Annotated in this window: 17 protein-coding genes; 3 read left to right on the top strand and 14 right to left on the bottom strand. The window is 63.6% G+C overall.

Annotation, left to right across the window (positions count from 1 at the left end; translation table 11 throughout):
• Positions 1–128 precede the first annotated feature (128 nt).
• From AC56LU_RS19850 to AC56LU_RS19805, 10 genes are all read right to left on the bottom strand, one after another.
• The gene (locus AC56LU_RS19850) at positions 129–1,472 is read right to left on the bottom strand and encodes an efflux RND transporter periplasmic adaptor subunit (protein WP_497177336.1); all 1,344 of its coding nucleotides are present in this window, start codon (positions 1,470–1,472) and stop codon (positions 129–131) included.
• Between the two features lie 268 nt (positions 1,473–1,740).
• A complete protein-coding gene (gene sppA / locus AC56LU_RS19845; protein WP_497177335.1) occupies positions 1,741–3,597 on the bottom strand; it encodes a signal peptide peptidase SppA in 1,857 nt (618 codons plus the stop codon).
• 42 nt (positions 3,598–3,639) lie between these two features.
• Entirely contained in the window at positions 3,640–5,109 is a 1,470-nt protein-coding gene (locus AC56LU_RS19840) for a sodium:solute symporter (RefSeq protein ID WP_497177334.1), read from the bottom strand.
• A gap of 127 nt (positions 5,110–5,236) precedes the next feature.
• Positions 5,237–5,503, bottom strand: coding sequence for a PAAR domain-containing protein (locus AC56LU_RS19835; protein ID WP_497177333.1), 267 nt, complete (start codon positions 5,501–5,503; stop codon positions 5,237–5,239).
• A gap of 3 nt (positions 5,504–5,506) precedes the next feature.
• Positions 5,507–6,973: a T6SS immunity protein Tli4 family protein gene (locus AC56LU_RS19830; protein ID WP_497177332.1), complete on the bottom strand. Its 1,467-nt coding sequence runs from the start codon at positions 6,971–6,973 to the stop codon at positions 5,507–5,509.
• A gap of 5 nt (positions 6,974–6,978) precedes the next feature.
• Positions 6,979–8,736: a lipase family alpha/beta hydrolase gene (locus tag AC56LU_RS19825; RefSeq protein WP_497177331.1), complete on the bottom strand. Its 1,758-nt coding sequence runs from the start codon at positions 8,734–8,736 to the stop codon at positions 6,979–6,981.
• A 22-nt stretch (positions 8,737–8,758) separates the two neighbouring features.
• Positions 8,759–9,457, bottom strand: a complete 699-nt coding sequence (locus AC56LU_RS19820) for a DUF2345 domain-containing protein (protein WP_497177386.1) — start codon at positions 9,455–9,457, stop codon at positions 8,759–8,761.
• 75 nt (positions 9,458–9,532) lie between these two features.
• Complete coding sequence (locus AC56LU_RS19815) at positions 9,533–11,506, bottom strand: type VI secretion system Vgr family protein (RefSeq protein WP_497177330.1); 1,974 nt, start codon at positions 11,504–11,506, stop codon at positions 9,533–9,535.
• A gap of 161 nt (positions 11,507–11,667) precedes the next feature.
• On the bottom strand, positions 11,668–12,084 hold the full coding sequence (locus tag AC56LU_RS19810) for a hypothetical protein (protein WP_497177329.1): 417 nt from the start codon (positions 12,082–12,084) through the stop codon (positions 11,668–11,670).
• A gap of 137 nt (positions 12,085–12,221) precedes the next feature.
• Positions 12,222–13,850, bottom strand: a complete 1,629-nt coding sequence (locus tag AC56LU_RS19805; protein WP_497177328.1) for an NYN domain-containing protein — start codon at positions 13,848–13,850, stop codon at positions 12,222–12,224.
• 161 nt (positions 13,851–14,011) lie between these two features.
• Here AC56LU_RS19805 and AC56LU_RS19800 point away from each other — a divergent pair, with 161 nt between their 5' ends.
• Complete coding sequence (locus AC56LU_RS19800) at positions 14,012–15,949, top strand: PAS domain-containing hybrid sensor histidine kinase/response regulator (protein WP_497177327.1); 1,938 nt, start codon at positions 14,012–14,014, stop codon at positions 15,947–15,949.
• Between the two features lie 42 nt (positions 15,950–15,991).
• Here the strand turns inward: AC56LU_RS19800 and AC56LU_RS19795 are convergent, their stop codons facing one another.
• Positions 15,992–16,411: a DUF1810 domain-containing protein gene (locus tag AC56LU_RS19795; RefSeq protein WP_497177326.1), complete on the bottom strand. Its 420-nt coding sequence runs from the start codon at positions 16,409–16,411 to the stop codon at positions 15,992–15,994.
• Between the two features lie 87 nt (positions 16,412–16,498).
• On the opposite strand from AC56LU_RS19795, the gene AC56LU_RS19790 reads away from it, so the two are divergent.
• Both AC56LU_RS19790 and AC56LU_RS19785 read left to right on the top strand, forming a co-directional pair.
• Positions 16,499–16,711, top strand: a complete 213-nt coding sequence (locus AC56LU_RS19790) for a DUF3820 family protein (RefSeq protein ID WP_497177325.1) — start codon at positions 16,499–16,501, stop codon at positions 16,709–16,711.
• 271 nt (positions 16,712–16,982) lie between these two features.
• The gene (locus tag AC56LU_RS19785; RefSeq protein WP_497177324.1) at positions 16,983–17,813 is read left to right on the top strand and encodes a hypothetical protein; all 831 of its coding nucleotides are present in this window, start codon (positions 16,983–16,985) and stop codon (positions 17,811–17,813) included.
• 14 nt (positions 17,814–17,827) lie between these two features.
• Here AC56LU_RS19785 and AC56LU_RS19780 read toward each other — a convergent pair whose 3' ends face one another.
• Genes AC56LU_RS19780 through AC56LU_RS19770 form a run of 3 tightly spaced genes read right to left on the bottom strand, consistent with a single transcriptional unit; the run spans position 17,828 to position 21,400 of the window.
• Positions 17,828–18,250 carry an ANTAR domain-containing protein gene (locus AC56LU_RS19780; RefSeq protein WP_497177323.1) on the bottom strand — a complete coding sequence of 141 codons (423 nt, stop codon included), beginning with the start codon at positions 18,248–18,250 and terminating at the stop codon, positions 17,828–17,830.
• A complete protein-coding gene (locus AC56LU_RS19775) occupies positions 18,243–18,746 on the bottom strand; it encodes a GAF domain-containing protein (RefSeq protein ID WP_497177322.1) in 504 nt (167 codons plus the stop codon). The genes AC56LU_RS19780 and AC56LU_RS19775 overlap by 8 nt, the downstream gene beginning before the upstream one ends.
• Positions 18,743–21,400, bottom strand: a complete 2,658-nt coding sequence (locus AC56LU_RS19770) for a CHASE domain-containing protein (protein WP_497177321.1) — start codon at positions 21,398–21,400, stop codon at positions 18,743–18,745. Before AC56LU_RS19770 ends, AC56LU_RS19775 begins: the two co-directional genes overlap by 4 nt.
• Positions 21,401–21,565: the final 165 nt, after the last annotated feature.

The following is a 21,565-nucleotide window of genomic DNA, read 5'->3' as shown; positions in this document are numbered from 1 at the left end:
GCTGCTCCCCGGCGTCGCATCAGTACACGCATGATTTGAACGCGTGGGCGGCAGAGCCGCCCACCCTACGATATCGCGATTCACGTAGGGTGGGCGGCTCTGCCGCCTACGCGTCCAGCGAACGTTTGTCATTGCTGCGCTCCCTGCCTTTGACGGCGGCCTTCGCCCTGACCTTGCTGCCCACCCGCGCGCGCACCCTGCGGCCGATCACCCGGCAAGGTCACCTTCGCCCCATCGCGCAAGCGGTCCGCACCTTCGGTGATCACCTGCTCGCCCACCTTCAGGCCCGACGTGATCTGCACTTTGTCCACCGTCGCCTGCCCGCGCGTCACCTTCCGCTGCGACACGGTCTTCTCCTGCGCATCGAGCACGTAGACGAAGTCGCCGTTGGCGCTGTGGCGCAGCGCCGTCACCGGCACCACCACGGCGTTCTCGATGGTGTCCAGTACCAGGCGCAGGTTGACGAACTGGCTGGGGAACAGCTTGTTGTCCGTATTGCTGAAGCGTGCCTTGGCGCGCACGGTACCGGTCTGCACGTCGACCTGGTTGTCGAGCGCGATGAAGCTGCCGGTGGCCAGCTTGTCGGTGCGGGTGCGGTCGAGCGCCGTGGCGGGCAGCTTCGCGCCTTGCACGATGCGTCCCTGCAGCGCCGGCACCTGGTCTTGCGGCACCGTGAATTCGACGTCGATCGGCGACAGCTGGGTGATCACAGCAACGCCGTTGGTGTCGCCCGTACTGACCAGGTTACCGATATCGACGGTGCGCAGGCCGACACGGCCCGAGATCGGCGCCTTCACCTGGGTATAGCTGACATTGAGCTGGGCCACCCCTTCCGAGGCGCGGTCGGTCATGACGGTGCCTTCCAGCTGCTTGACCAGCGCTGCCTGGGTGTCGACTTCCTGGCGCGCGATCGATTCCTGTTCGAGCAGGGTGCGGTAGCGTCCCAGGGTCAGGCGCGCGTTCTCGAGCTGGGCTTCGTCGCGCTGGCGCTGGCCGCGCGCCTGCAGCAGCGCCATCTCGAAGGGGCGCGGGTCGATCGTGGCGAGGACCTGGCCGGCCTTGACCGCCTGTCCCTCGGTGAACAGGATCTTCTGCACCACGCCCGCGACCTGCGGCCGCACGGTGGCCGTCGCCGCCGGCACCACGGTGCCGAGGGCGTCGATATGGATCGGGATGTCGACCTGCTCGGCGGTCGCCACGCCGACCGTGGTCGCCGGCGCGCCGCGCCGGCCTCCGCCCCCACCACCACCGGGCCCGCCACCTCCCTGGGGGCGCGCCCCCGCCGCTCCCGGCGGGCCGCCGGCCCCTGCGCCGCCGGCCGGCCGGTGGGTCAGGTACCAGGCCAGCGCGGCCAGTCCGACCATGGCGAGCACCGCGATGGCGGTACCGATCAGGCGCTTGCGGCGCCGCGCCTCGGGCGACACTGGGGGTGGGCTGGTGAGAGCGGATTTGGCGGTGTGGTTCGAATCCATGTTCAACCTTGTTCTTTTGGCGAGAGTGTTATTCAGATAACGCAATGCCGAAAAGGTTAGCACGGGCCCCTGGGTAATTATGTTTCGTAACGTACATTGCGCGCACGATGCTGTTACATGTCCGGGACGGTCTTTACACCGATTTACACGGATCGCCGCGTCTTCGGCGCAGTACCCCGAAAGTCAACGGAAAACGGGTGCGGAATCGCTTCCGCACCCGTCATTTTGCCCCGGCGGGCAGTTACAAACTGGCTACAATTTTATATCGTCACGGCGTGCCGCACAGGCAGTGCGTGACCGCCGCGAAGGGTTTGCGGCCATCGGCGACGTCCTTCAGCCAAGCCATGTCCTGGGCCACCTGGGCCATCGGGCCGCTCGGGAGCACGTCTTCCATCAGGCCCAGCTTGACCTGGATGTTCACGGCCTGCGCGGTCGAGGCGCCCATCATGTTCAGGAAACGCTCGACGCGGCTGACCGGGCGTTCGACATAGGCCACGCGGTAGTCCTCGCCCAGCTTGGCGCGCTTGGCGGCCGATGCCAGCGCGTCGCGGTAGCCGCCCAGGCGGTCGACCAGGCCGCGTTCCTTGGCCTGGGCGCCGGTCCAGACCCGGCCCTGCCCCACTTCGTCGATCTTCGCGGCGGTGGTCTTGCGCGCCGCCGCCGCCTTGGTGGTGAACTCGCCGTACACGTGGTTGATGCTGCTCTGGACCAGGGAGGTGAAACGCGGGTCGATCGGACGCAACGGGTTGTAGGCGTCGGCCAGCCACGTCGTGGTGACGCCGGCGGTGTGGATGCCCAGCTTGTCGCCGATCTTCTCGGCGGTCGGCAGGATGGTGAACACGCCGATCGAGCCGGTGATGGTGGCCGGATCGGCGATGACTTCGTCGGCCGCCATCGAGATCCAGTAGCCGCCGGATGCGGCCACGCTGCCCATCGACACCACCACGGGCTTGCCGGCGGCGCGGGTCAGTTCCAGCTCGCGCCGGATCAGCTCCGAGCCGTAGGCGCTGCCGCCGGGCGAATCGACGCGCAGCACCAGGGCCTTGATGTGCTCGTCTTCGCGTGCCTGGCGGATCAGGTTGGCGGTGGTGAGGCCGCCGACCACGCCCGGGCCGCTCGTGCCTTCGGTGATGTTGCCGGAAGCGGTGATCACGCCGACCGCGTCGCCGAAGTGCCGTGGCTCGTGGCGGCCCAGGTAATCCTGGTAGCCGACCTGGCGGAAGGACTTGATGCCCTCGTCCCAGGTGCCGCGCTTGACCAGCATGTCGCGGATCTCGTCGCGGGTCTTGAGGCCATCCACCAGCTTGGCCCCTTGCGCCACCCGGGCCGCGCTGCCGCCCGCCGCCGCCATCTGCTGCGGCAGCGTCTCGATCCAGTTGGCCACGGCGCCCGCGGGCAGCTTGCGGTTCTTCTCGACCTGGGCGGTGTAGTCCTGCCACAGCGCGTTATACAGGAAGCTGTCGGCCTCTTGCGCCGCCTCGGACGGGCCGTTGGCGATATAGGGCTCGGCGAAGCTCTTGTAGGTGCCGACCTTGATCAGGTTGACCGTGACGCCCAGCTTGTCGAGCGCGTCGCGGTAGTAGTTGCGGCGCGCGCCGAAGCCTTCGATCAGCACCATGCCCATCGGGTGGACGTAGACTTCGTCGGCATGCGAGGCCACCAGGTAGCGCTTCTGGTCGTACATGCCACCCCAGGCCACCACCTTCTTGCCGGACGCCCGTACGCGGTCGATGGCCGCGCCCACCTCGCGCAGCTGGGCCAGTCCCCCGCCGTTCATCTGGTCCAGCAGCAGCACCACGGTGCCGATGTTCTTGTCCTTGCCAGCCGCATCGAGGACGCGCAGCAGGTCGCGCAGGCGCACGCTGCGCTTGCTGTCGCCGCCGATCGAATCGAGCACGGTGTCCTCGAGGCTCGACTGGTACTGCTCGACCAGGTCGCCCTTCAGTTCCAGCACCAGCGCGGTCTTCGCGCCGATCGGCTTGACGCCGCCCGAGGTCATGATCATCACGACGATGATCACGAACAGCAGGAACAGCAGGTTCATGAAGGTGCGGCGCGATACGTCCACCGCATGCCACAGCATGCCGAAAGCGCGGCGCAGCGCACTCAGGGGTTTGAAAGCCATCGAAACTCCGTCTTCAGTCAGTATGGTGGGCGGTGAGCCCGCTTACGCCGTCACCGCGGCCGTCCCGGCCTTTTCCTTGTGCGAGATCGCGAACAGGCCGGCAAACACGAGTATGCCATTTACCATAAGCAATTCCAGCCCAAGGCGGTAGGAACCGAGCAGGTGTTCCTGATTGTACTCAAGGACAGCGCAAAGAATCGGTGCGCCAATCGTAACGTACGGCACCAGATGGTCCGTCAGCGACCGCCGCGTCAGCATGCCGAAGGCAAACAGGCCCAGCAGCGGTCCATAGGTATAGGCCGCCAGCTTCAGGATCACGCCGATCATGCTCGGGTTGTCGGCCGCCTTGAAGCCCAGCACCAGGACCAGGAACAGCGCGGCGAACCCCAGGTGCACGCGGCGGCGCAGGCTTTCCTTGCGCGCTTCCGTCAGGTCGGTACGGCGCTTGATGCCCAGCAAGTCGATGCAGGTCGACGAGGTCAGCGCCGTGATCGCGCCGTCGGCGCTGGGGAACAGGGCCGAGATCAGCGCGATCAGGAACACGATCTGCAGCGCCGCCGGCAGGTGGCCCATCACCACGGCCGGGAAGATCTTGTCGCCGCTTGCCGTGACGCCCGCGATCGGCGCGTACAGGTACAGCAGGCCGCCCAGGAACAAAAAGGAGAGCAACACCACGACCAGCACCGCGGTCAGGGTCAGCATGTTCTTCTGCGAGTCTTCCAAGGTCTTGACCGAGATCGTCTTCTGCATCATTTCCTGGTCCATGCCGGTCATCGTGATCGTGATCAGGGCGCCGGCGACGATCTGCTTGAGCCAGAAGTTGGGGCTGTCCGGATCGTGCGTGAAGATCCTGGCCAGGCCTTGCGACTGCATCTGGTTCAGGCTTTCCGGCACCGACATGTTGAGTTCGCCCAGCAGGATCCAGACGCAGGCGAACAGGCCGAACAGCATGGCGCTGGTCTGCAGGGTGTCGGTCCAGACGATGGTCTTCACGCCGCCCTTGTAGGTATAGAGCAGGATCATGCCCAGCACGACGAGGGTACTGAGCCAGAACGGCACGCCCAGGCTGTCGAGGATGATCGCCTGCAGGATGTTCACCACCAGGTACAGGCGCGCGGTGGCGCCGAGCAGGCGCGAGATGATGAAGAAGCCCGCCCCGCTCTGGTAAGCGCGCCGGCCGAGGCGGACGTCGAGGTAGTGGTAGATCGAGGTCAGCTGCAGGCGGTAGTACAGCGGCAGCAGCAGGTAGGCCACGGCGATGTAGCCGATCACGTAGCCGATCACGATCTGGGCATAGCCGAAGCCGTCGACGCCGACCGCGCCCGGCACGCTCACGAAGGTCACGCCGGACAGCGTGGTGCCGACCATGCCGAAGGCGACCAGCATCCAGTTGCTGCTCTTGTTACCGATGAAGAAGCTGTCGTTGTTGGCGTTGCGTGAAGTGGCCCAGGCGACAGCGAGCAGGAGCGCGAAGTAGCCGATGAGGATAGCGAAGAGTAGTGCCGGGGACATGGAATTCCAGTGCGGTTGTCGTTTCGCCCAGCAATATACACCGAAGCGTTGTCACCGGGAATGCAGCTAACTGGACCGTCCATGCCTGCCGGTTATGCGCCGCAAGCTAAATTTTCTGGAAACCGGGCTATTCGCCGGTGAAGGTCGCGATCGTCGCGATCAGCGAAGCACCACAGGTCGTCTTATGTCCTTCGTACGCAACCGCAATATCGTCGATGAGGTGGCGTGGATCTCCTTCCGCAATCTTGCAGTTGTCGTGGCCCTTGATGGGACACGTGCAGGCATCGCCAACGCGAGCGACCGCGATCCCATCCACCGTAAAATGTGTGGCGCTCACGCTGACGACCTTGCCGCCATGAGAGGTTGGGTCCCCAAGACGGATCACGTTGGGCATTGTTCAACCCTGTTCGTCTGGTCGGGTTTCTCCACTTACGCCGCCTGCGGCGCTTTTTGCGTCCCCATGATCTTGGCGCGTTTGCGCGACTGCTGGCATCGGTGGCGCAAGCTTGGCAAGCACCGGCACATCCTCATAGTCGACCAGCTTCCAGACTGTCGCCAGATAGTAGGTCGGCGTCTCCCCTTTGAGCTTTTGCCATAAAGTCGGCTCGCCCGGTGCTGTCACTCTCGGCATGAGTTCACCGGCTTTGACGTAGCGACGCCGGTCGCCTTCCCTCGCAGAAGGTTCGCTGGCTTCCCACAAGCCGGTCTGGAGGCAGGTTCGACCGGTCGCGGCAAGCTCTCCCAGCGGAAGACGCGGTTCAGGAGTGGTTCCAGCGCTCTTTACTGCTGCGGCGCCTGTCGGACGCACCCGGATAGTGCTGGTGATCTTGTCCCAGACCGCAATGGCTTCCTCGTCGGTCAGGAGTGGTTTGCTTGCACCGGCGGCATTGTTGGCGACGCCGGTCTGCATCCGGATGTCGGCATGGGGTTTCAATGGATCTTCCGCTACGCCACTGAAGTCCATGCCGAAGTCGTGGATAGAGTGAATGTCTGCTTGATCCGGGGAACGCGAGAGTCCTTCGAAACCGTCGACCCAGTCATGGATATTGCGCTTACCCCTACGGAAGTATTTTGTCTTCAGGCGTGGGTGGTTGGGATCCTCGGCTTTCAGGTTTTTCTCGAGTCGTTGAAGTTGCCACTCCAGCGAGTCGCTTTCGGGCTTATGTGGGTTGGATGGGCCGATGGCGATCGAAAGATGCGTATCGGGGAATTCCTTCAACCGAAAACCAATATGTACCAATTCTCCAAGCGGTTCCTTCCTTATCCCTGGCTCGTCTGGCAAAAAGGCGTACTCGACGCAATTTCCGGGTTCCGTTGGAATTTCGTTTTCAGCGCGCTGTCGAAGTCGGCGGACAATACTCATGATGAGCGCAACAGTATCGTTTCGCTCGTGCAAAAAAGAGAATGTATTAAAGACAATACCATCATTGTTCAACCTAAAAAATCCTTTGATCCTAATATCATCAAGGGCCTGAAAACCATTATAGCCAGTAACTAGTTTTCCTTCAGGCTGGCTGACATGATCGATTGACAGCAGCAAGGGAATATCATTGAGATAAATTGCTTTTTCACTTTTCAGCTCATCGATATACTTTTGCGCCAATTCTTCCACTTCATCTATACCGTCCGGATAAATACCAATACTAAGTGGAACACTGGCCCTCCCCCAGGCTACCGTTGCCGATGCTGGCACATCCACCAGAAAACGACCGAAACAAATGGTTTTAGTCTTCTGGAACATAGTTTCAAGTCGTGGTGTAAGGGTCGTCATGTTCGGCGTCTTCCATTCCTTAGGGCTGTGTTCGCAAGCGACCAGCATGAAGATTGCGGTTATTATGGGAAAAAGGTGTTTGAGTGTGATCATGTCCATCATCCTTCCTGGCATTTCCAGGTTGCTTTTTGGGCGATGCGCACGATGCTGTACAAAGTCGATGCAATCGCCAGGGGATTCTTGTAACTGGACTGGTGTTCATAACCGGTCTGACGGAACACGGCTTTAAACGCACCACTTTTTAATTGGTGATCCGCGGCCTTCGCGGGCACCGTTTGATCGCCGGGCGCGGCAGGCGAGACGATGACGGCGTGGATAGGATCCGGCACCTTATCGTTAAATGGCAAGAGTGCCTTGTTGTCGCTGAAGCTGTCCCACCGAACGAGTTCCAGCTTGCCTTGTCGGTTATCGTTAAGGATCGGCCAGTCGTGCCAGCCAGTGGGATCAGCACAGTTTTTGTCAATTGCCCATACAACTTCACCAAAGCTCCGCCGCTGGTGGTCAGCGCCGTAATGAGCATAACTGTTGGGATGATAGGTGTTCGCAATCATGCGGTGGAAGTGCTTGGCTTTATCGAGATAAGTGCATGTGCGCTCGAACGTACCGCCTTCTTCAGTTGGCCCCGCTTTTGAGGGATTGATCCACTCTTCTCGAAACAAGGCGTACCATTTACCCCGCACCTTGTATATTTCACTGTACGGGTCCCCTCGTTTCGGCCACGTTTCAAGATCGCGTCCGTTGTGAGTCACACGCAACCAGCCGTTACCGTAGGACTCGCTCGGCAATAGTTCCAGACCCCCAGGGGCGTTCGCCAGAACTGCAGTGACCTCATCGCCGAAATTTCCAGCCACCTTGGCGCCAAGGCTCTCCTGAGGATTACCCATCATGCCCGGGTCCTCGAACCCTGCCCGCATGCGCTTGTAGGCAGCCGGTGCACCGATGGCCGGCATTACGCCGTGAACTATGCCGGCCACCTTGTCCTGCAGGTTGCCGAACTTGGGATGAATCAATGCCCGCCCGACGAGGCCTCCCATGGAATGGGTCACGATGATGACTTGATTGCATTCATAACCGGACTGGTTAAGTTCATCGATCACCTTGTTGATGCGTGCTGCAACGACTTTGGCGCTGTCGCCATTAGGCTGCAGCCAGTTATAGCCAAAGGCATAGACGGCGAACCAGCAGCCAGTGGCAACCGTCTTGAGCTCTTCCTGAGTCAATGCTTGCTGCGGCAAGCCTGGATCGGCCAACCAAACGCGTGGATCGACGCCGACTACATCGCGCCATTGCTGTCGAAGCTTTCCCTCGGAAAAAGTGTCGTTAAGACGCAGTTCAAGATGCTGCAGCAACTCCCCGTAACTCTTGAAAAAGACTTCGCCCCAGCCGCGCGCGCGCGCCTTCTGTACCGCCGTACGCCGGTTTTTCGCCGTGGGTGGGTCGTCCGTCAGCAACGGTGAGCGGAAGCTGTCGTTCAGTTCGACATTGCCGTGCCGTCCATCGCCGCTGACATCCGACGGCCCTGACGGATCGTAAATGTCCACTGTGGTTTGTAGTGGATCCAGTTTCAACTGCCGATCTCTCGGGCTCTCGGTGGCAGCACCGGTGATGTTCGTCGGACCAAGGACGTCTGGCCGCCAGGCGATGTTGTTACTCCTACCCATTTGCCGTTGTCGCGCCGCGCTCATCCTCAGATTCGACCCCATGATCCCCGGTAGGAAAATGACCGGTAAAACGCGCTTCGGCAGCATTCGTGCGCACTGCGGCTTCTTGTCCTGCTTCGGCGTCGCAAAGCCTTCGGCCTTGCGAGCGGCACCGATGTTCTGTTGCGCGGGTAAGGGGTGTTCTGCGGTCGTCATCGTTTTCTTCCGTCAGATTCAATCAGTCGTCGAGCGCTTCGATGCTGTAGCTGCCGAACGGGATTGCGCTGGTAAAGCGCTCGGTCAGGCCGGTCGCGTCGGTGCGTCCCTCGAACATACGGCCGTCTTCCGTCGTAATGCGATAACGCTGGTTCTTCATCGGCTCGTCGGTCCCGATCCAGCGCAGGACGGTTTGCTGGTCATGCGCCATTTCGCTCGTCGGCATTTCCATAGCTGCGAGGCTGCTGTCCCCCGGCTTGAGGTGGGCGAATTTCGACGATTTGATGGTGTGCTCGCCGCTGCTTTGCTGTGTGATGGCGCCGCCGCCGATATCCACTTGGGCGCCCTGGGCGACGAAGCGCAGCTTGGGAGCCTGCAGTACGATTTCGTCGGTCGCGGTCAAGACGATGCGCTTGGCGGATGTGAGCTCGATGTCGTCGCCGTGAGTTTGCATCTCGAGCTTGCCACTAGCCGCGATCAGCTTGATGCCGAGCCGATGTGCGAACAGGCTGATATTCTCCGAGACACGCGCCAGAAGCTTCCGGCCGACCGAGAGCTGCGTATTCCCGAGGCTGACAAGGTCGACGTGGGTTTGCGCGCCGATCGCGATATTGTCCTGGCTCGTCATGGCGACCCCTGCGGGCGCGGACACGGCGACGATGGGCTGTCCGCCTCCCGTGTTACCGGACTCGGTATTGCTGCCGGCTTCCCACTGTTTCAGGCAAGCGATCAGCTGTCCCAGCTGTTTGTCTTCCGTGCCGTCGGCGTGGTGCGTCGCCGACAGCTCCGCCAGTTGTTACTGCACGCCCTGCAGCGCCTCGGCCAGTCCGATCAGCTCGGCACGGTCCAACTGCCGGCCGCCTGCCCTCTGGCGCGCAGCAGCACTGATGAGCACGCCTTGCGCGCCACGTAGGGCGAGGGCATGGTCACTGCGCAGTTCCGCCCCTTCGCCACGCGCCTCGCCCTCACCTTCGCTACGGGGATGGGTGAGCCATCCGAGGTTCAGTTCGCTATACCCATGCTGGGAAGAGAGTTGCGCATTGATTTGCCCCAGCGTATCGTCCAGCCGTAACTGGTTGTAGCGGGTGCCGCGCACCTCCTTGCTCTTGATGCCGGCCAGGTATCTGTTTCCAGGCAGCGCGCCGGTATGACTGAATGCAGGGGGCTGCGCCATGCCGCCGTAGACCTGCGCCACGATAACAGGCTTGTCCGGGTCCCCGCCCAGGAAGTCGACGATGACTTCGTCACCGACACGGGGCAGCGTTATCGTTCCCCACTGGTTGCTGGCCCAGGTGCTTGCAACACGTACCCAGGCTGAGTCCCGGTCGCTATCGCTGGCGCCAGCACCGTCCGCGTGGCTGTGGTCCTCTGTCCGGGTGCCGGGAAAGCGCACCTTCACGCGACCATATTCGTCGCAATGCACGTCCTCGCCGGCCGGACCGACAACAATCGCACTTTGCAGTTTCGGATTCGGCAGGTCGACGCGTGGGTCGAAAGCGGGAACGATCGGAATGCCGCGCCTGACACACGAGAAGCGGTTGGTGTACCGCATGCCGCGCTCCGCGCTCGCTTCCTGTAGCGCGTTTATCGACGGCGCATCATCCCATCGACTCAGGGCAAACAGGCGCTGTACCTGATCGTCAACGGTCTTGGGCAAGTTGTTTTCGGCGTCGATCTCGAGGCGCGTGACGACAAATTCCCGCTCGTTCTCGGGATGAGTATCGATCTCACCATGACCAGTCAACGCTATCCACTGCCCCGCACCCAGCGTGCGTACGCTTCCTTCCCCATAGAAGCACTTGGACTCGTACTCATGGCGTTTCATGCGCAGTTCGCCGAGTTTGCGGTAATCATCGCCATCCGCACCCGCATGCGGTGCGTCGATCAGGAAATCATCGAGGCTGGCTGTGAGCCGGTTGCCCGCCTCCCCCTGATCCGCACACGAAAGCGTCGTACTGGACATCGGACGGGCCTGCATGTAATCGAGGCTCATGCGAGTCAGGCTGCCCGGCTTCAGGGTCCGCACCGGACTCCAGGTAATGATGGTGTCGCTCTGTTCCGTGCTGCCGTCCTCGTGATAGCGAACGGTACCCGCCGCGTTCCGCTGCAACAGGAATCCGTCATCGAACAAGACCAGGCCATGGCCCGGCGTATCCTGGCTTCGCGTCTGGCTGGCCGATCCGGGCCGGATGTACCAGGCAATGCCGCGCCGCTTCCATAGACGGCGCAGAAAGTCGGCATCCGATTCGTTATGCTGCATCGTGAATTCGCGCGCCGGATAAGCGCCTTTTACAGACGACAAATCCACCTCGAATGCTTCCGCGAGCACTGGATTGTTCTGCCGCCACTCGTCAATAATGGCCTTGGTGATATCCAGTTCATTTCGATTGCGGAAGATGCGCGTATTGGTGCGGTACTCCATCAGCGCCATTGCATCGCGTACTACCAGCTGATAGGTCGCCAGGCCGCCGTCTCCCTGGCCTGCTGCGGCCTGCGTCACTATGCCGCATACCGTACACAACTCCCCCCGGTCTGTCACGAACTGGAGCTCGGCTGGCAGCCCGATAAACTCCTTCAAGGGATGGTTGGCCCATGTGGATACACACAGGAGCCGATATTCGAGTCCGCCGCAGATCGCTTCGTTTCCCGTGACGCGTTTGACCAGCAAAACGTCATCGAGCACCTGGCGCTTTTGCTTCAGCCGTAAACGGATGGGTCGGTTCGCTTCGGACAAACTGGCGAACGTATCGGTTAGCTCCTTGGGGTTCATTCAGTATTCCAGCTGTGACTGTTTGTAAGACGATATTCTTTCGTCGCAACGAACAGTATTGCCACTATTTACTAGTGGAATTTGAGCTGAAATAAACTTGATGCCTGCAAAGCGTTACATGTCGCCCTGCCGGACTGGAGGCTTGCCCCGATCTGCTGGAATCAAGCCTCTTCGCCCTGCACTCGCTCGAACGGCCCGATACAGGTATTCATGGTCTCGTCCGCGCACATCAGGAACAACGCGCCGGAGGGGTGGAAGCGGATGAAGTTGGTGGCCGTGGTGCCGGGCTTCATGATGGCGCCTGCGCAGTCCTTCTTGCCGTTGTCCTTGACGATGCGGTCTTCCAGCCGGTAGAAACCCCTGGCGCTGGGCTTGGCAGGGATGCGGAACTCGCTTTCGGATACTTCTTCGGCGCTGGTGACGAGAGTCGTGCCGTCGCCGCGGAAGCGGTAGGTTTCCGAGCAGCCGAGGTCGGGCAGGCTCAGTTTCCAGATGCCGAGGATGGGGTGGTCGGCCGGGGGCGCGGCCTCTGCGATGTTCAGGGCTGACAGCATCAACAGTCCGGCAAGCACACGCATGGCAGCTCCTTCGCACGTCGCGCCAGCCGCGGCGGCCGCCCCGGCAGGCCCGCGCAGGCGGGCGATGTCATTATGATAGCGGCGGCGCGCGCATGTCGCACGCGTCGCAGCTGCCACTGCCGGGTGCCGGCCGACGATCAGCCTTTGGACGGCGCCTTCGGCTTGGCGGGGCGGCGACCGCGCGGCGCAGTGCTGCGGGCCGCCGGCTTGCGGGCGGAGCCCGCCGGCTTCTTGCGCGCCACATTGACTTCGGCGACGTTGCCATCGACATCGTCGCTGGTATCGTCGTCGTAGTCATCGTCGGCATCGCTGCCGGTCGATACGGGCGCATGGGCTTCCGGCTCGGCTGGCGCCGGCTCGATCGGCGCGGCCACGCTCTCTGCGACTGCGGTGCTGTCCGCTGCCGCGGTCTTCCTTGCCGCCGGCTTGCGCGGCGCGCGGCGGCGTTCCTTGACAGGCGCCGCGACGTCAGCCACCCCTTCGGCGTCCGCCGGCGCCTCGTCCGCTTGCGGCGCAGCTTCTTCGGGCTGCGGCGCTGCCGGCGCAGCCGCCTCAAGGTCGGCTACGCCAGCTGCGTCCGCCTCCGGCGCCACCACGGTCGCCTCGCCACGGTAGCCACCTTTGTTGCGGCCGCCACGGCCGCGGCGGCGCGTGTCCGGCTTGTCTTCGACTGGAGCGGCGAGGTCCGCGTCAAGCGTGAGCGGCTCGGCATCGGCCGCGTCAAGCGCCGCATCCATGGTCACGTCAGGCGGCGCGTCGAACGACGAGGCCGCTGACGCCACCTCGCCCCGTCCGGCGCCCTTGTTGCGCCCGCCGCGCCCACGGCGGCGCGGCTCCGGCCGCGCTTCCACTGCGGCGGTATCGTCCGCGCCTTCCTCGTCCTCACTGGCGCCGGCTTCCGGCACCACGACCATTTCGGGCGCCGGCATCGCGAGCGATGCGCCGGCGTTGCGGTACACATAGGTGCCGGATTTTTCGTCGCGGCCGAAATCGAACAGGCCGCGCGCCTGGCCTTCTTCGAGCAGGTTGCCGAAGGTGCGGAAACCGTAGAAGGTCTCGGAGAAGTCCGGACGGCGGCGCTTCAGGGTGTCCTTCAGCAGCGACGCCCAGATCTTGCCCGTATCGCCGCGTTCGGACACCAGTGCGTCGAAGGTCTCGACCACCATCTCGAGCGCCTGCGCCTTGCGCGCTTCAAGTTCTTCCTTGCGCTTGTCGTCGCTCGGGCGGCGCGCTTGCGGCTGGCCGCGGCGGGCGTCGAGTTCTTCCTTGCGCTTGGCGGCGGCACGGTTCTTCTCGCGCACCAGGTCGTCGTAGAAGATGAATTCGTCGCAGTTCGCCACCAGCAGGTCCGAGGTGGACTGCTTGACGCCCACGCCGATCACGCGCTTGGCGTTCTCGCGCAGCTTCGACACCAGTGGCGAGAAGTCCGAATCGCCCGAGATGATGACGAAGGTGTCGACATGCGACTTGGTGTAGCACAGGTCGAGCGCGTCGACCACCAGGCGGATGTCGGCCGAATTCTTGCCGGACTGGCGCACGTGCGGGATTTCGATCAGCTCGAAGTTCGCTTCGTGCATCGGCGCCTTGAAGGTCTTGTAGCGGTCCCAGTCGCAATATGCTTTCTTGACCACGATGCTGCCCTTGAGCAGCAGGCGTTCCAGCACGGGCTTGATGTCGAATTTTTCGTAGTTGGCGTCACGCACGCCGAGCGCAACGTTCTCGAAGTCGCAGAACACCGCCATGCTGATGTTGTCGGAAGAAGCCATGTGTTATTGCTTTCAGATAATAAAAGGACGAACTGATCGCGATTATACGCATCCCGCTGCTTCCTGGAGGCGCACGCACGCCAGACGCTTGTAAATGTGTCATTGAGAGAATTTCGCTTTTATAATTGCCGCTCCTTCAAGCCCCCACCGGATACCGCCCCATGCTTCCCCCATCCGTGTTCGAGTCGGCTTTCAACAGTTCGCCGATCGGCAAGTACCTGCTGTCCCCGACACCCGAGGCGGTCATCCTTGCGGTGAACGACGCCTTCCTGAAAGCATCGTCGCGCCGGCGCGAAGACCTGGTGGGCGTGAGCTTGTTCGTGGCCTTCCCGCCGGATCCGGACGATCCGGCCCGCACCAACGAGCGGGAGCTGCGGGCTTCGCTGGACCGGGTGCGCACGACCGGCCAGGCGGACACCCTGCCGGTGCAGCGCTACCCGATTCCGGTTGCCGGTCCCGATGGCGCCATCGCCTTCGAGGAACGGTTCTGGAGCGCCCACAGTGCGCCGGTCATCGGACCGGACGGCGCCATGCTGTGCATCGCCCACACCACCAAGGACGTCACCGAGCAAATCCGGTCCGAGCGGGCCCTGCGCGAAAGCGAGAACCGGTTCCGGGCATTGACCACGGCCGGCCAGGTCGTCTACCGCATGAACGCCGACTGGAGCGAACTGCGCGAGCTCGATGGCCGCGGCTTCGTGAAGGACACCGAGCAGCCGCAGTCGTTCTGGATCAACGACTACGTCCCGCTCGACGAACAGGAACGGGTGCATGCCGCCATCCATCGGGCGATCGCCGGCGCCACCGTCTTCGAGCTGGAACACCGGGTGCGGCGCGTCGACGGCAGCGAAGGGTGGACCCTGTCGCGCGCCGTGCCGATCCTCGATGCCGCCGGCCACGTCCACGAATGGATCGGCGCCGCCAGCGACATCTCCGAACGCAAGGCGGCCGAAGAAAAACTGCGCGAATCGGATCGCCGCAAGGACGAATTCCTGGCCATGCTGGCGCACGAGCTGCGCAATCCGATCGCGCCGATCAGCGCTGCGGCCGCGCTGCTGCAGCGCATGAAGCCCGATGAAGCGCTGGTGCGCCGTACCAGCGAGATCATCGCGCGCCAGGTCGGCCACATGACCGCGCTGATCGACGACCTGCTCGACGTGTCGCGCGTCACCCGCGGCCTGGCGGAGCTGGAATGCGCGCCGCTCGATGTGCGCACGGTGCTGCAGGATGCGGTGGAACAGCTCATGCCGCAGGTGGAGGCGCGCCGCCATGCGCTGTCATTCACGCTGCCGCCGGGGCCGGTCATGGTCATGGGCGACCAGAAGCGGCTGGTGCAGGTGGTGGCCAACCTCCTCCATAACGCCGCCAAATACACGCCGGAAGGCGGGCGCCTGGCCGTGCAGGCCCACGCCGAAAACGGGCATGCGTGGATCGAGGTCAGCGACAATGGCATCGGCATGGCGCCGGAACTGACCGGAAGGGTGTTCGAGCTGTTCGCCCAGGCCGAACGCAGCGTCGACCGTTCGATGGGCGGCCTCGGGCTGGGACTGGCGCTGGTCAAGAGCCTGGTCGAGCTGCACGGCGGTTCGGTTACCTGCGCCAGCGCGGGCCTCGGCCAGGGCAGCCGCTTTTCGGTCTGCCTGCCCTGCCTTGCCGCCGATGCCGCACAGGCTGCGGACGGCCCCGGCCTGGCCACGGACCTCGCCCCCGGTGCCGCCGCAGCGCTGCGCGTACTGGTGGTGGACGACAACGTCGATGCCGCCGTCACCCTGTCGATGGTACTCGAGGCGTCCGGCCACCAGGCGCTGGTCGAGCACGGCGCATACGCCGCCCTCGAACGGGCACGCCAGGCGGCGCCACAGGTCTGCCTGCTCGACATCGGCCTGCCCGAGATGGATGGCAAGGAATTGGCGCGCCGCCTGCGCGCCGAGCCAGCCACCGCGGGCGCGGTGCTGGTGGCGGTCACCGGTTACGGCCAGGACAGCGACCGCCAGCAGATCATGGCGGCCGGCTTCGACCACCACCTGGTCAAGCCGGTCGACATGGCCCGGCTGGAGGCGATTCTGGCCGGCGCCGCCCAGGCCAGCCAGGTGATGTAAGCTCGGCTTGCACGTCGGACAGAACCTTCCGACAGGCTTGATTTAGATGCGCGCCAGCGTGGCCGGGTCCGGCTCGCCATCGAAGAACTTGTCGATACAGGCCTGGAACACCGCTTCGTCGGGAGCGACGTCGGCGAACAGGCTCATCGACGAGCGGAACTTGAGCTCGTCCGGATGGCCGAAGATGTCTCCCGCCGAGTCGCTGTCGAGCCCGGCCACGATGGCGGCGCACTCGCGCAGGCGCTTGCCGAGCACCGGGTGGGCCAGGTAGGCGGCCGCTTCGTCGGCGTCGGCGATCGCATAGCGCTGCGCCATCTCGCTGTGGCCGAGCCCGGCAATCTGGGGAAAGACGAACCACATCCAGTGGCTGCGCTTGTGGCCGGCGCGCAGCTCGGCGAGCACGGTGTCGTACACCGGTTCCTGCGCCCGGACGAAACGCTCCAGGTCGAATTCGCTATTCATATTGCACCTCCACCTCATCAACAGCACCATCGCACCATGCTACAACTTTGAGATTGTTTGCTAAAGTGCGTTCCATAGGACGCACTAATGGACACCCATCATCTTTCCCTTCTGCTCGTACGCGACATGCCGTACGGGAAATACCAGGGCCGCAAGCTCGCCGACCTGCCCGGCCATTATCTCGGCTGGCTCGCCCGCGAAGGCTTTCCGCGTGGCGAACTGGGCCAGTTGCTGGCCCTGATGTACGAGCTCGACCATAATAACCTGCGCTCGCTGCTCGATCCGCTACGCGGCCGCTGAGCCGCCACCGTGCTTGTCGGCTATGCTGCCGCAGCACCAATAGCTGCGGCGCATGCACGCGCGCGCCCTTACCCGCGGGCCGGCACCCGTCCCATCGGCTATGTTGCATTAAGGAATTATTTTCAACGCAGTCACCGGACGCTGGAAGTGGTGGCCGACAAGCCCTAGTTTCGTCGGGAATTCGTCGGCGCCGGCCGCAATCCGGCTCCCGATTCACCGCTTTCGTCGGCAAGCCACGTCAAGCGGAAACCGGCTGCGCTACCCTGCCGGTATGAAAACACTCATCCTGCTCGCCTGTTTCGCCGCCGCGCATGCGGCTGCCGATCCCTGCATCGCTCGCCTCGTCCCCTATTCGACGCCCATCGCACAAGCTGAATACCAGCTGGCGCTGGCGGCCGGTGCCGGCCAGTTGCGCTATGTCGGCGCGCGTCATTCCTCCGACCCCGACGATCCCCAGTTTGCGGACATCGAGCAACAGTGGAACGCGCAGCGTCCGCACATCGCGTTTTACGAAGGGCCCAACCGGCCGGTGCCGGCGGACAGGCTGGAAGCGATCCGGCAGACCGGCGAATCGGGATTCGTGCGCTGGCTGGCGGCGCGCGACGGCGTGCAGCTGGGCCGCCTGGAACCGGATCCGAAGGACGAAACCGCCTACCTGCTGCAGGGGTTCACTCCGGACCAGGTCGGCCTGTTCTTCACGCTGCGCGAAGCAGCGCGCCTGCGCGAACGGCGCAACATGGGCGAAGCCGAGATAACAAGCGCCATCGACGCCCTGTTGCGACGCGCCGCCGGCATGGGCCTGAGTGCGATTCCGTTCCGGAGCGCGGCCGAGGTGGCGCAGGCCTATGGCCGCTACTGGAAGGAACCGGCGCAGTGGTGGCAGGCGCCTTCGCGCTGGTTCGATCCGAAGGCGAGCTCGAAAGAGACGGGCGGCGTCTTCACCAACGAAGTCAATGCGCGATCCAGCAGTTTTCGCAACATCACGATGGTGCAACGCCTCACGGCAGCAGTCCGCGACGGCAAAAGGGTGTTTGCGGTCGTGGGGCGCGACCATGTCGCGCACCAGGCCGATGCCTTGCGCTGCGCATTGCCCGGCAGCTGAGGAGCGGCACGTGCTCAGCGCGCGGGCGCGCCCTGGGCCAGCCCGCGCATGCGGTCGATCGTATCGATCACGTCGCGCACGCGAAAGGGCTTGATCAGGATGCGGCTGATGCCGCAGGAGCGCAGCACCTGCAGCAAATCGGCACTGCAGGAGTCGACCAGCACCGCGATGGGAATCGCGGGGTCGCTGGCGCCCTGCCCCAGGCGGATCTGCTGGATCAGCGTCAGCCCTGCGCAGGACTCCAGCGGCAACGGCCACTCGACGGCAATCACGGCGGCGTCGAAGCGGCGCAGCGCGCACAACTGCTGCGCGGACTGGTGGGTGGCCGCTTCGGTGACCTGCGCCGTGCCGAGGCTGCGCACGGTCAAGGCCACGGTCCGGCGCAGCAGGTTCGCAGGCTCGACCAGCAGGATGTCGAAGGAAGCGGCACTAGCCATCGTCGTCCGCCCGCGGCGTAGTGAGCTCGATGAGGGCGAGGTCGCGCAAGCTCTCCAGGATGGCCTGCTCGACCGGGTCGAGCGTGCGCGGACGGGTATCGATCAGGCACAGGGTGCCGATCACCAGGCCGTTCCCGCACACCAGCGGCGCCCCGGCATAGAAGCGAATGTGCGGTGGACCCGAGACCAGCGGATTGTCGTGGAAGCGCGGATCGAGCAAGGCATCCGGCACCATCAGGACGGCATCGCTGGTGAGCGCATGTCCACAGAAGGAAATGTCGCGTGGCGTCTCGCAGGCGCTCAGGCCGACGCGCGCCTTGAACCATTGGCGATCCGAATCGACCAGGCTGATCAGGCAGATGGGGACGGCAAATTCGCTCGACGCGAAGTCGACGATCCTGTCCAGGCGGCGCTCGGGCGGGGTGTCGAGCAGCAGCATTGCATGGAGCAGTGCGAGGCGCTCCTTTTCGTTGGCGGGCAGCGGGGGCTTGATCATGGCTTGCGCGCCGACAGGACTTCGCGGATCCGTTGCGCCAACTGCTTTCGGTCATAAGGTTTGCTGAGCAATTGAACTCCTTCTCGAAGACGGCCATCCGTCGTCAGTGCGTTGCGCGTGTAGCCGGAAGTAAACAGGATGGCCAGGTTTGGCTGGATGCGCTTGGCCTGCGCAGCCAGGTCGGGACCGGTGACGCTGCCCGGCATGACGACATCGGTAAACAGCAGGTCGACGTGGACACCGCTTTCCAGTATCCGGAGCGCGCTTTCTCCATCCGGGCAATGCAGTACCCGGTATCCCAGTTCCGACAAGTTGGCAACAACGGACATGCGCACATCGTCATCGTCCTCGACCACGAGGATCGTCTCGGTGCCTCCCGACTCGAACGTCACAACCGGGGGCGCAGGCAGATTCTCGGGCGCCTGCGTGCGGGGAAGATAAATCATCACGGTCGTCCCGCGTTCCGGCGCGCTGGAAATCTCGATATGGCCGCCGCTTTGCTTGACCATCCCATACGCCATGCTCAAGCCCAGGCCCGTCCCCTGCCCCAGCGGCTTGGTGGTGAAGAAGGGCTCGAACGCTTGCGCCATGACTTCCGCGCTCATGCCGGATCCGGTGTCGGCCACGGAAACGAACACGTAGTCGCCCCTCGCCAGTTCGGGAAGCCTGCGGGCCTCGTCTTCACCCAGGGTCACGTTGCTCAGGCTAATCGTCAACGCGCCCCCGGCGGGCATGGCGTCACGCGCGTTGATCGCCAGGTTCAGGATCACGTTTTCGAATTGTCCGGGGTCGATCTGCGTGTTCCACAGATCCGGTTCGGAAAGAATGCGCAGCTCCACCGTTTCTCCGATGGCACGCTGCAGCAGCTCTTCCATGTTGTGCAGGAGTCGCAGCACATTGAGGGCGACCGGCTGCAAGGGTTGCCGGCGCGCAAAAGCGAGCAGCTGCGAGGACAATTTGGCGCCGCGCTGGACCGCGCTCCTGATGCTGTCCAGCCGCTTGTGCATCATGGCATTATCGCCAGCCAACATCTGCACCAGCTGGACATTCCCGGTAACGATCTGCAGCACATTATTGAAATCGTGCGCGACACCGCCGGTGAGCTTGCCCACGGCCTCGAGTTTCTGGGCATGGTGAAGCGCATTTCTCGCCTCCTCCAGTGCTGCGGAGCGCTCGGCGTCGCGCCGCTGTTCCTCCTCCAACTGGGCATTTGCCTCGCGCAACGCCTGCTCGTTCTGCTTGGAACGCGTGATATCCGTATGGGTGCCGATGGTGCGCAACGGCTTGCCATGCGCATCCAGGCTGACGGCCATGGCGCGGGTGAGGATCCATTTCCAGCTCCCATCCTTGCAGCGCATCCGGAATTCCGCCTGAAGCGTCCCTTCCGTACTGTCGAGATAGCGGGCTACCAGCGCGTCGGCGGCGGGACGATCGTCCGGGTGCAGCAGGCGCTGCCATTCGGAGATGGTATGACCGATCTCCGCGCCCGTGTAGCCGAGCATGGCTTTCCATTGTTCCGAATACAGCACCTCGCCGCTGGCGACGTTCCAGTCCCAGACGCCGTCGCCGGCGCCTTCGAGCGCATACTTCCATCGAAACTCGCTCTCGCTCAACTGGTGTGTCATTGCGTTTGCCGCCGAGAGCGCACGGCGCCGTCCGGATGCCAGCAACCACACCAGCAAGGCCAGGATGGTGCTGACCGCACCGCCGATGATCGCCACCAGTCGAGGCCGGTCGGTGACGACGCGTCGCTCGAATGCGGGTGACGACTGTATGTCGAGGGTCCAGGGCCGGCCGGCAATCGCAACATGCCGCAGTTCGCGGAATTGCGCTGGCCCACTTCGTGGCGGGCCGGCCTGGCGCGACGAATACAGCCGGCTCTCTTCCGACACCCCATGCCCGTCGTAGATCGACAGCAGGATATCGCCCGAACGCTCGCCGCCCAGGCCGGCCATGAGATCGTTCATGCGGAATGGCGCCCCGATCCATCCGATCAGGCTGTCGCGCCGCTGGGCCACGCTTGCCGTCGGCATGCCGCGTCCGTACACGGGCAGATACATGACCAGGCCCGATTGCACGTCGCGGCCGTCCTCCTGGATCAGTCTCAGCTTGGCGGATGCGGCCGCCTGCCCGGTGTCGCGGGCCCGCTCCATGGCGGCGCGGCGGTTCGGCTCGCTCAACATGTCGAAGCCGAGCGCACGCAGGTTCAGGCCGGTAAAAGGCTCGATCTGGGTGATCGACGAATAGATGGCGCGTTCGCCTGCAGGCGTCACCGCATAGTCGACCAGGCCTTCCCGCCGCATCCTGGCCACATGCTCGGCCATGCCGCGCGGCGGGATGCGCTCCACCAGGGCGATCCCCTGGATTCCCGGGAATTTCTCCTGCAAGCGCAAGGATGCAACGAAGAGGCTGAAATCAGCGCGATCGACCTTCACCGAGCCAAGCAGGAAGGCTTGCGTGCTACGCTGGGCGCCTTCATACGTCGCCATGCGCTGCTCGATGCGCCGGACCGCCTGGCGCACCTCGAAACGAAATTCCGTCTCGTTCAGGCGCGTGGATTCCTGGGTTGCGACATCCCAGGCAATATATGTCGACGCCAGCGACAGGGCCAGGGTTGCAAGCGCGAGCAGGAGCGGGTTTCTTTTTTCCGACAAAAATGGACTCTTCAGACGTGTTGGGCGCTTTTTTCCATAGACAAAAGGCCGGGTCTCCGACCGGCATTGTATCCCTACAGGATGGCGCAGTGTTTCCTGGCGAACCGACGGCGCGGCAAGGGCCGGGCTAAGCTGTTCCAACACAAGCCTATTGCGGACCAGACA

Source organism: Telluria sp. PB2R4, from assembly GCF_059685695.1.
Note: the sequence above shows the minus strand (reverse complement) of the source record. Positions and strands in the feature narration are given on the sequence as shown.

Bases quoted from the DNA above. Each gene is read 5' to 3' on its own strand.
- AC56LU_RS19795 (WP_497177326.1), bottom strand. From the start codon at position 16,411: ATGAATAGCGAATTCGACCTGGAGCGTTTCGTCCGGGCGCAGGAACCG.
- AC56LU_RS19835 (WP_497177333.1), bottom strand. From the start codon at position 5,503: ATGCCCAACGTGATCCGTCTTGGGGACCCAACCTCTCATGGCGGCAAG.
- AC56LU_RS19840 (WP_497177334.1), bottom strand. From the start codon at position 5,109: ATGTCCCCGGCACTACTCTTCGCTATCCTCATCGGCTACTTCGCGCTC.
- sppA (WP_497177335.1), bottom strand. From the start codon at position 3,597: ATGGCTTTCAAACCCCTGAGTGCGCTGCGCCGCGCTTTCGGCATGCTG.
- AC56LU_RS19805 (WP_497177328.1), bottom strand. From the start codon at position 13,850: ATGGCTTCTTCCGACAACATCAGCATGGCGGTGTTCTGCGACTTCGAG.
- AC56LU_RS19830 (WP_497177332.1), bottom strand. From the start codon at position 6,973: ATGATCACACTCAAACACCTTTTTCCCATAATAACCGCAATCTTCATG.
- AC56LU_RS19775 (WP_497177322.1), bottom strand. From the start codon at position 18,746: ATGATCAAGCCCCCGCTGCCCGCCAACGAAAAGGAGCGCCTCGCACTG.
- AC56LU_RS19825 (WP_497177331.1), bottom strand. From the start codon at position 8,736: ATGACGACCGCAGAACACCCCTTACCCGCGCAACAGAACATCGGTGCC.
- AC56LU_RS19780 (WP_497177323.1), bottom strand. From the start codon at position 18,250: ATGGCTAGTGCCGCTTCCTTCGACATCCTGCTGGTCGAGCCTGCGAAC.
- AC56LU_RS19815 (WP_497177330.1), bottom strand. From the start codon at position 11,506: ATGAACCCCAAGGAGCTAACCGATACGTTCGCCAGTTTGTCCGAAGCG.
- AC56LU_RS19850 (WP_497177336.1), bottom strand. From the start codon at position 1,472: ATGGATTCGAACCACACCGCCAAATCCGCTCTCACCAGCCCACCCCCA.
- AC56LU_RS19790 (WP_497177325.1), top strand. From the start codon at position 16,499: ATGGACACCCATCATCTTTCCCTTCTGCTCGTACGCGACATGCCGTAC.
- AC56LU_RS19800 (WP_497177327.1), top strand. From the start codon at position 14,012: ATGCTTCCCCCATCCGTGTTCGAGTCGGCTTTCAACAGTTCGCCGATC.
- AC56LU_RS19785 (WP_497177324.1), top strand. From the start codon at position 16,983: ATGAAAACACTCATCCTGCTCGCCTGTTTCGCCGCCGCGCATGCGGCT.
- AC56LU_RS19810 (WP_497177329.1), bottom strand. From the start codon at position 12,084: ATGCGTGTGCTTGCCGGACTGTTGATGCTGTCAGCCCTGAACATCGCA.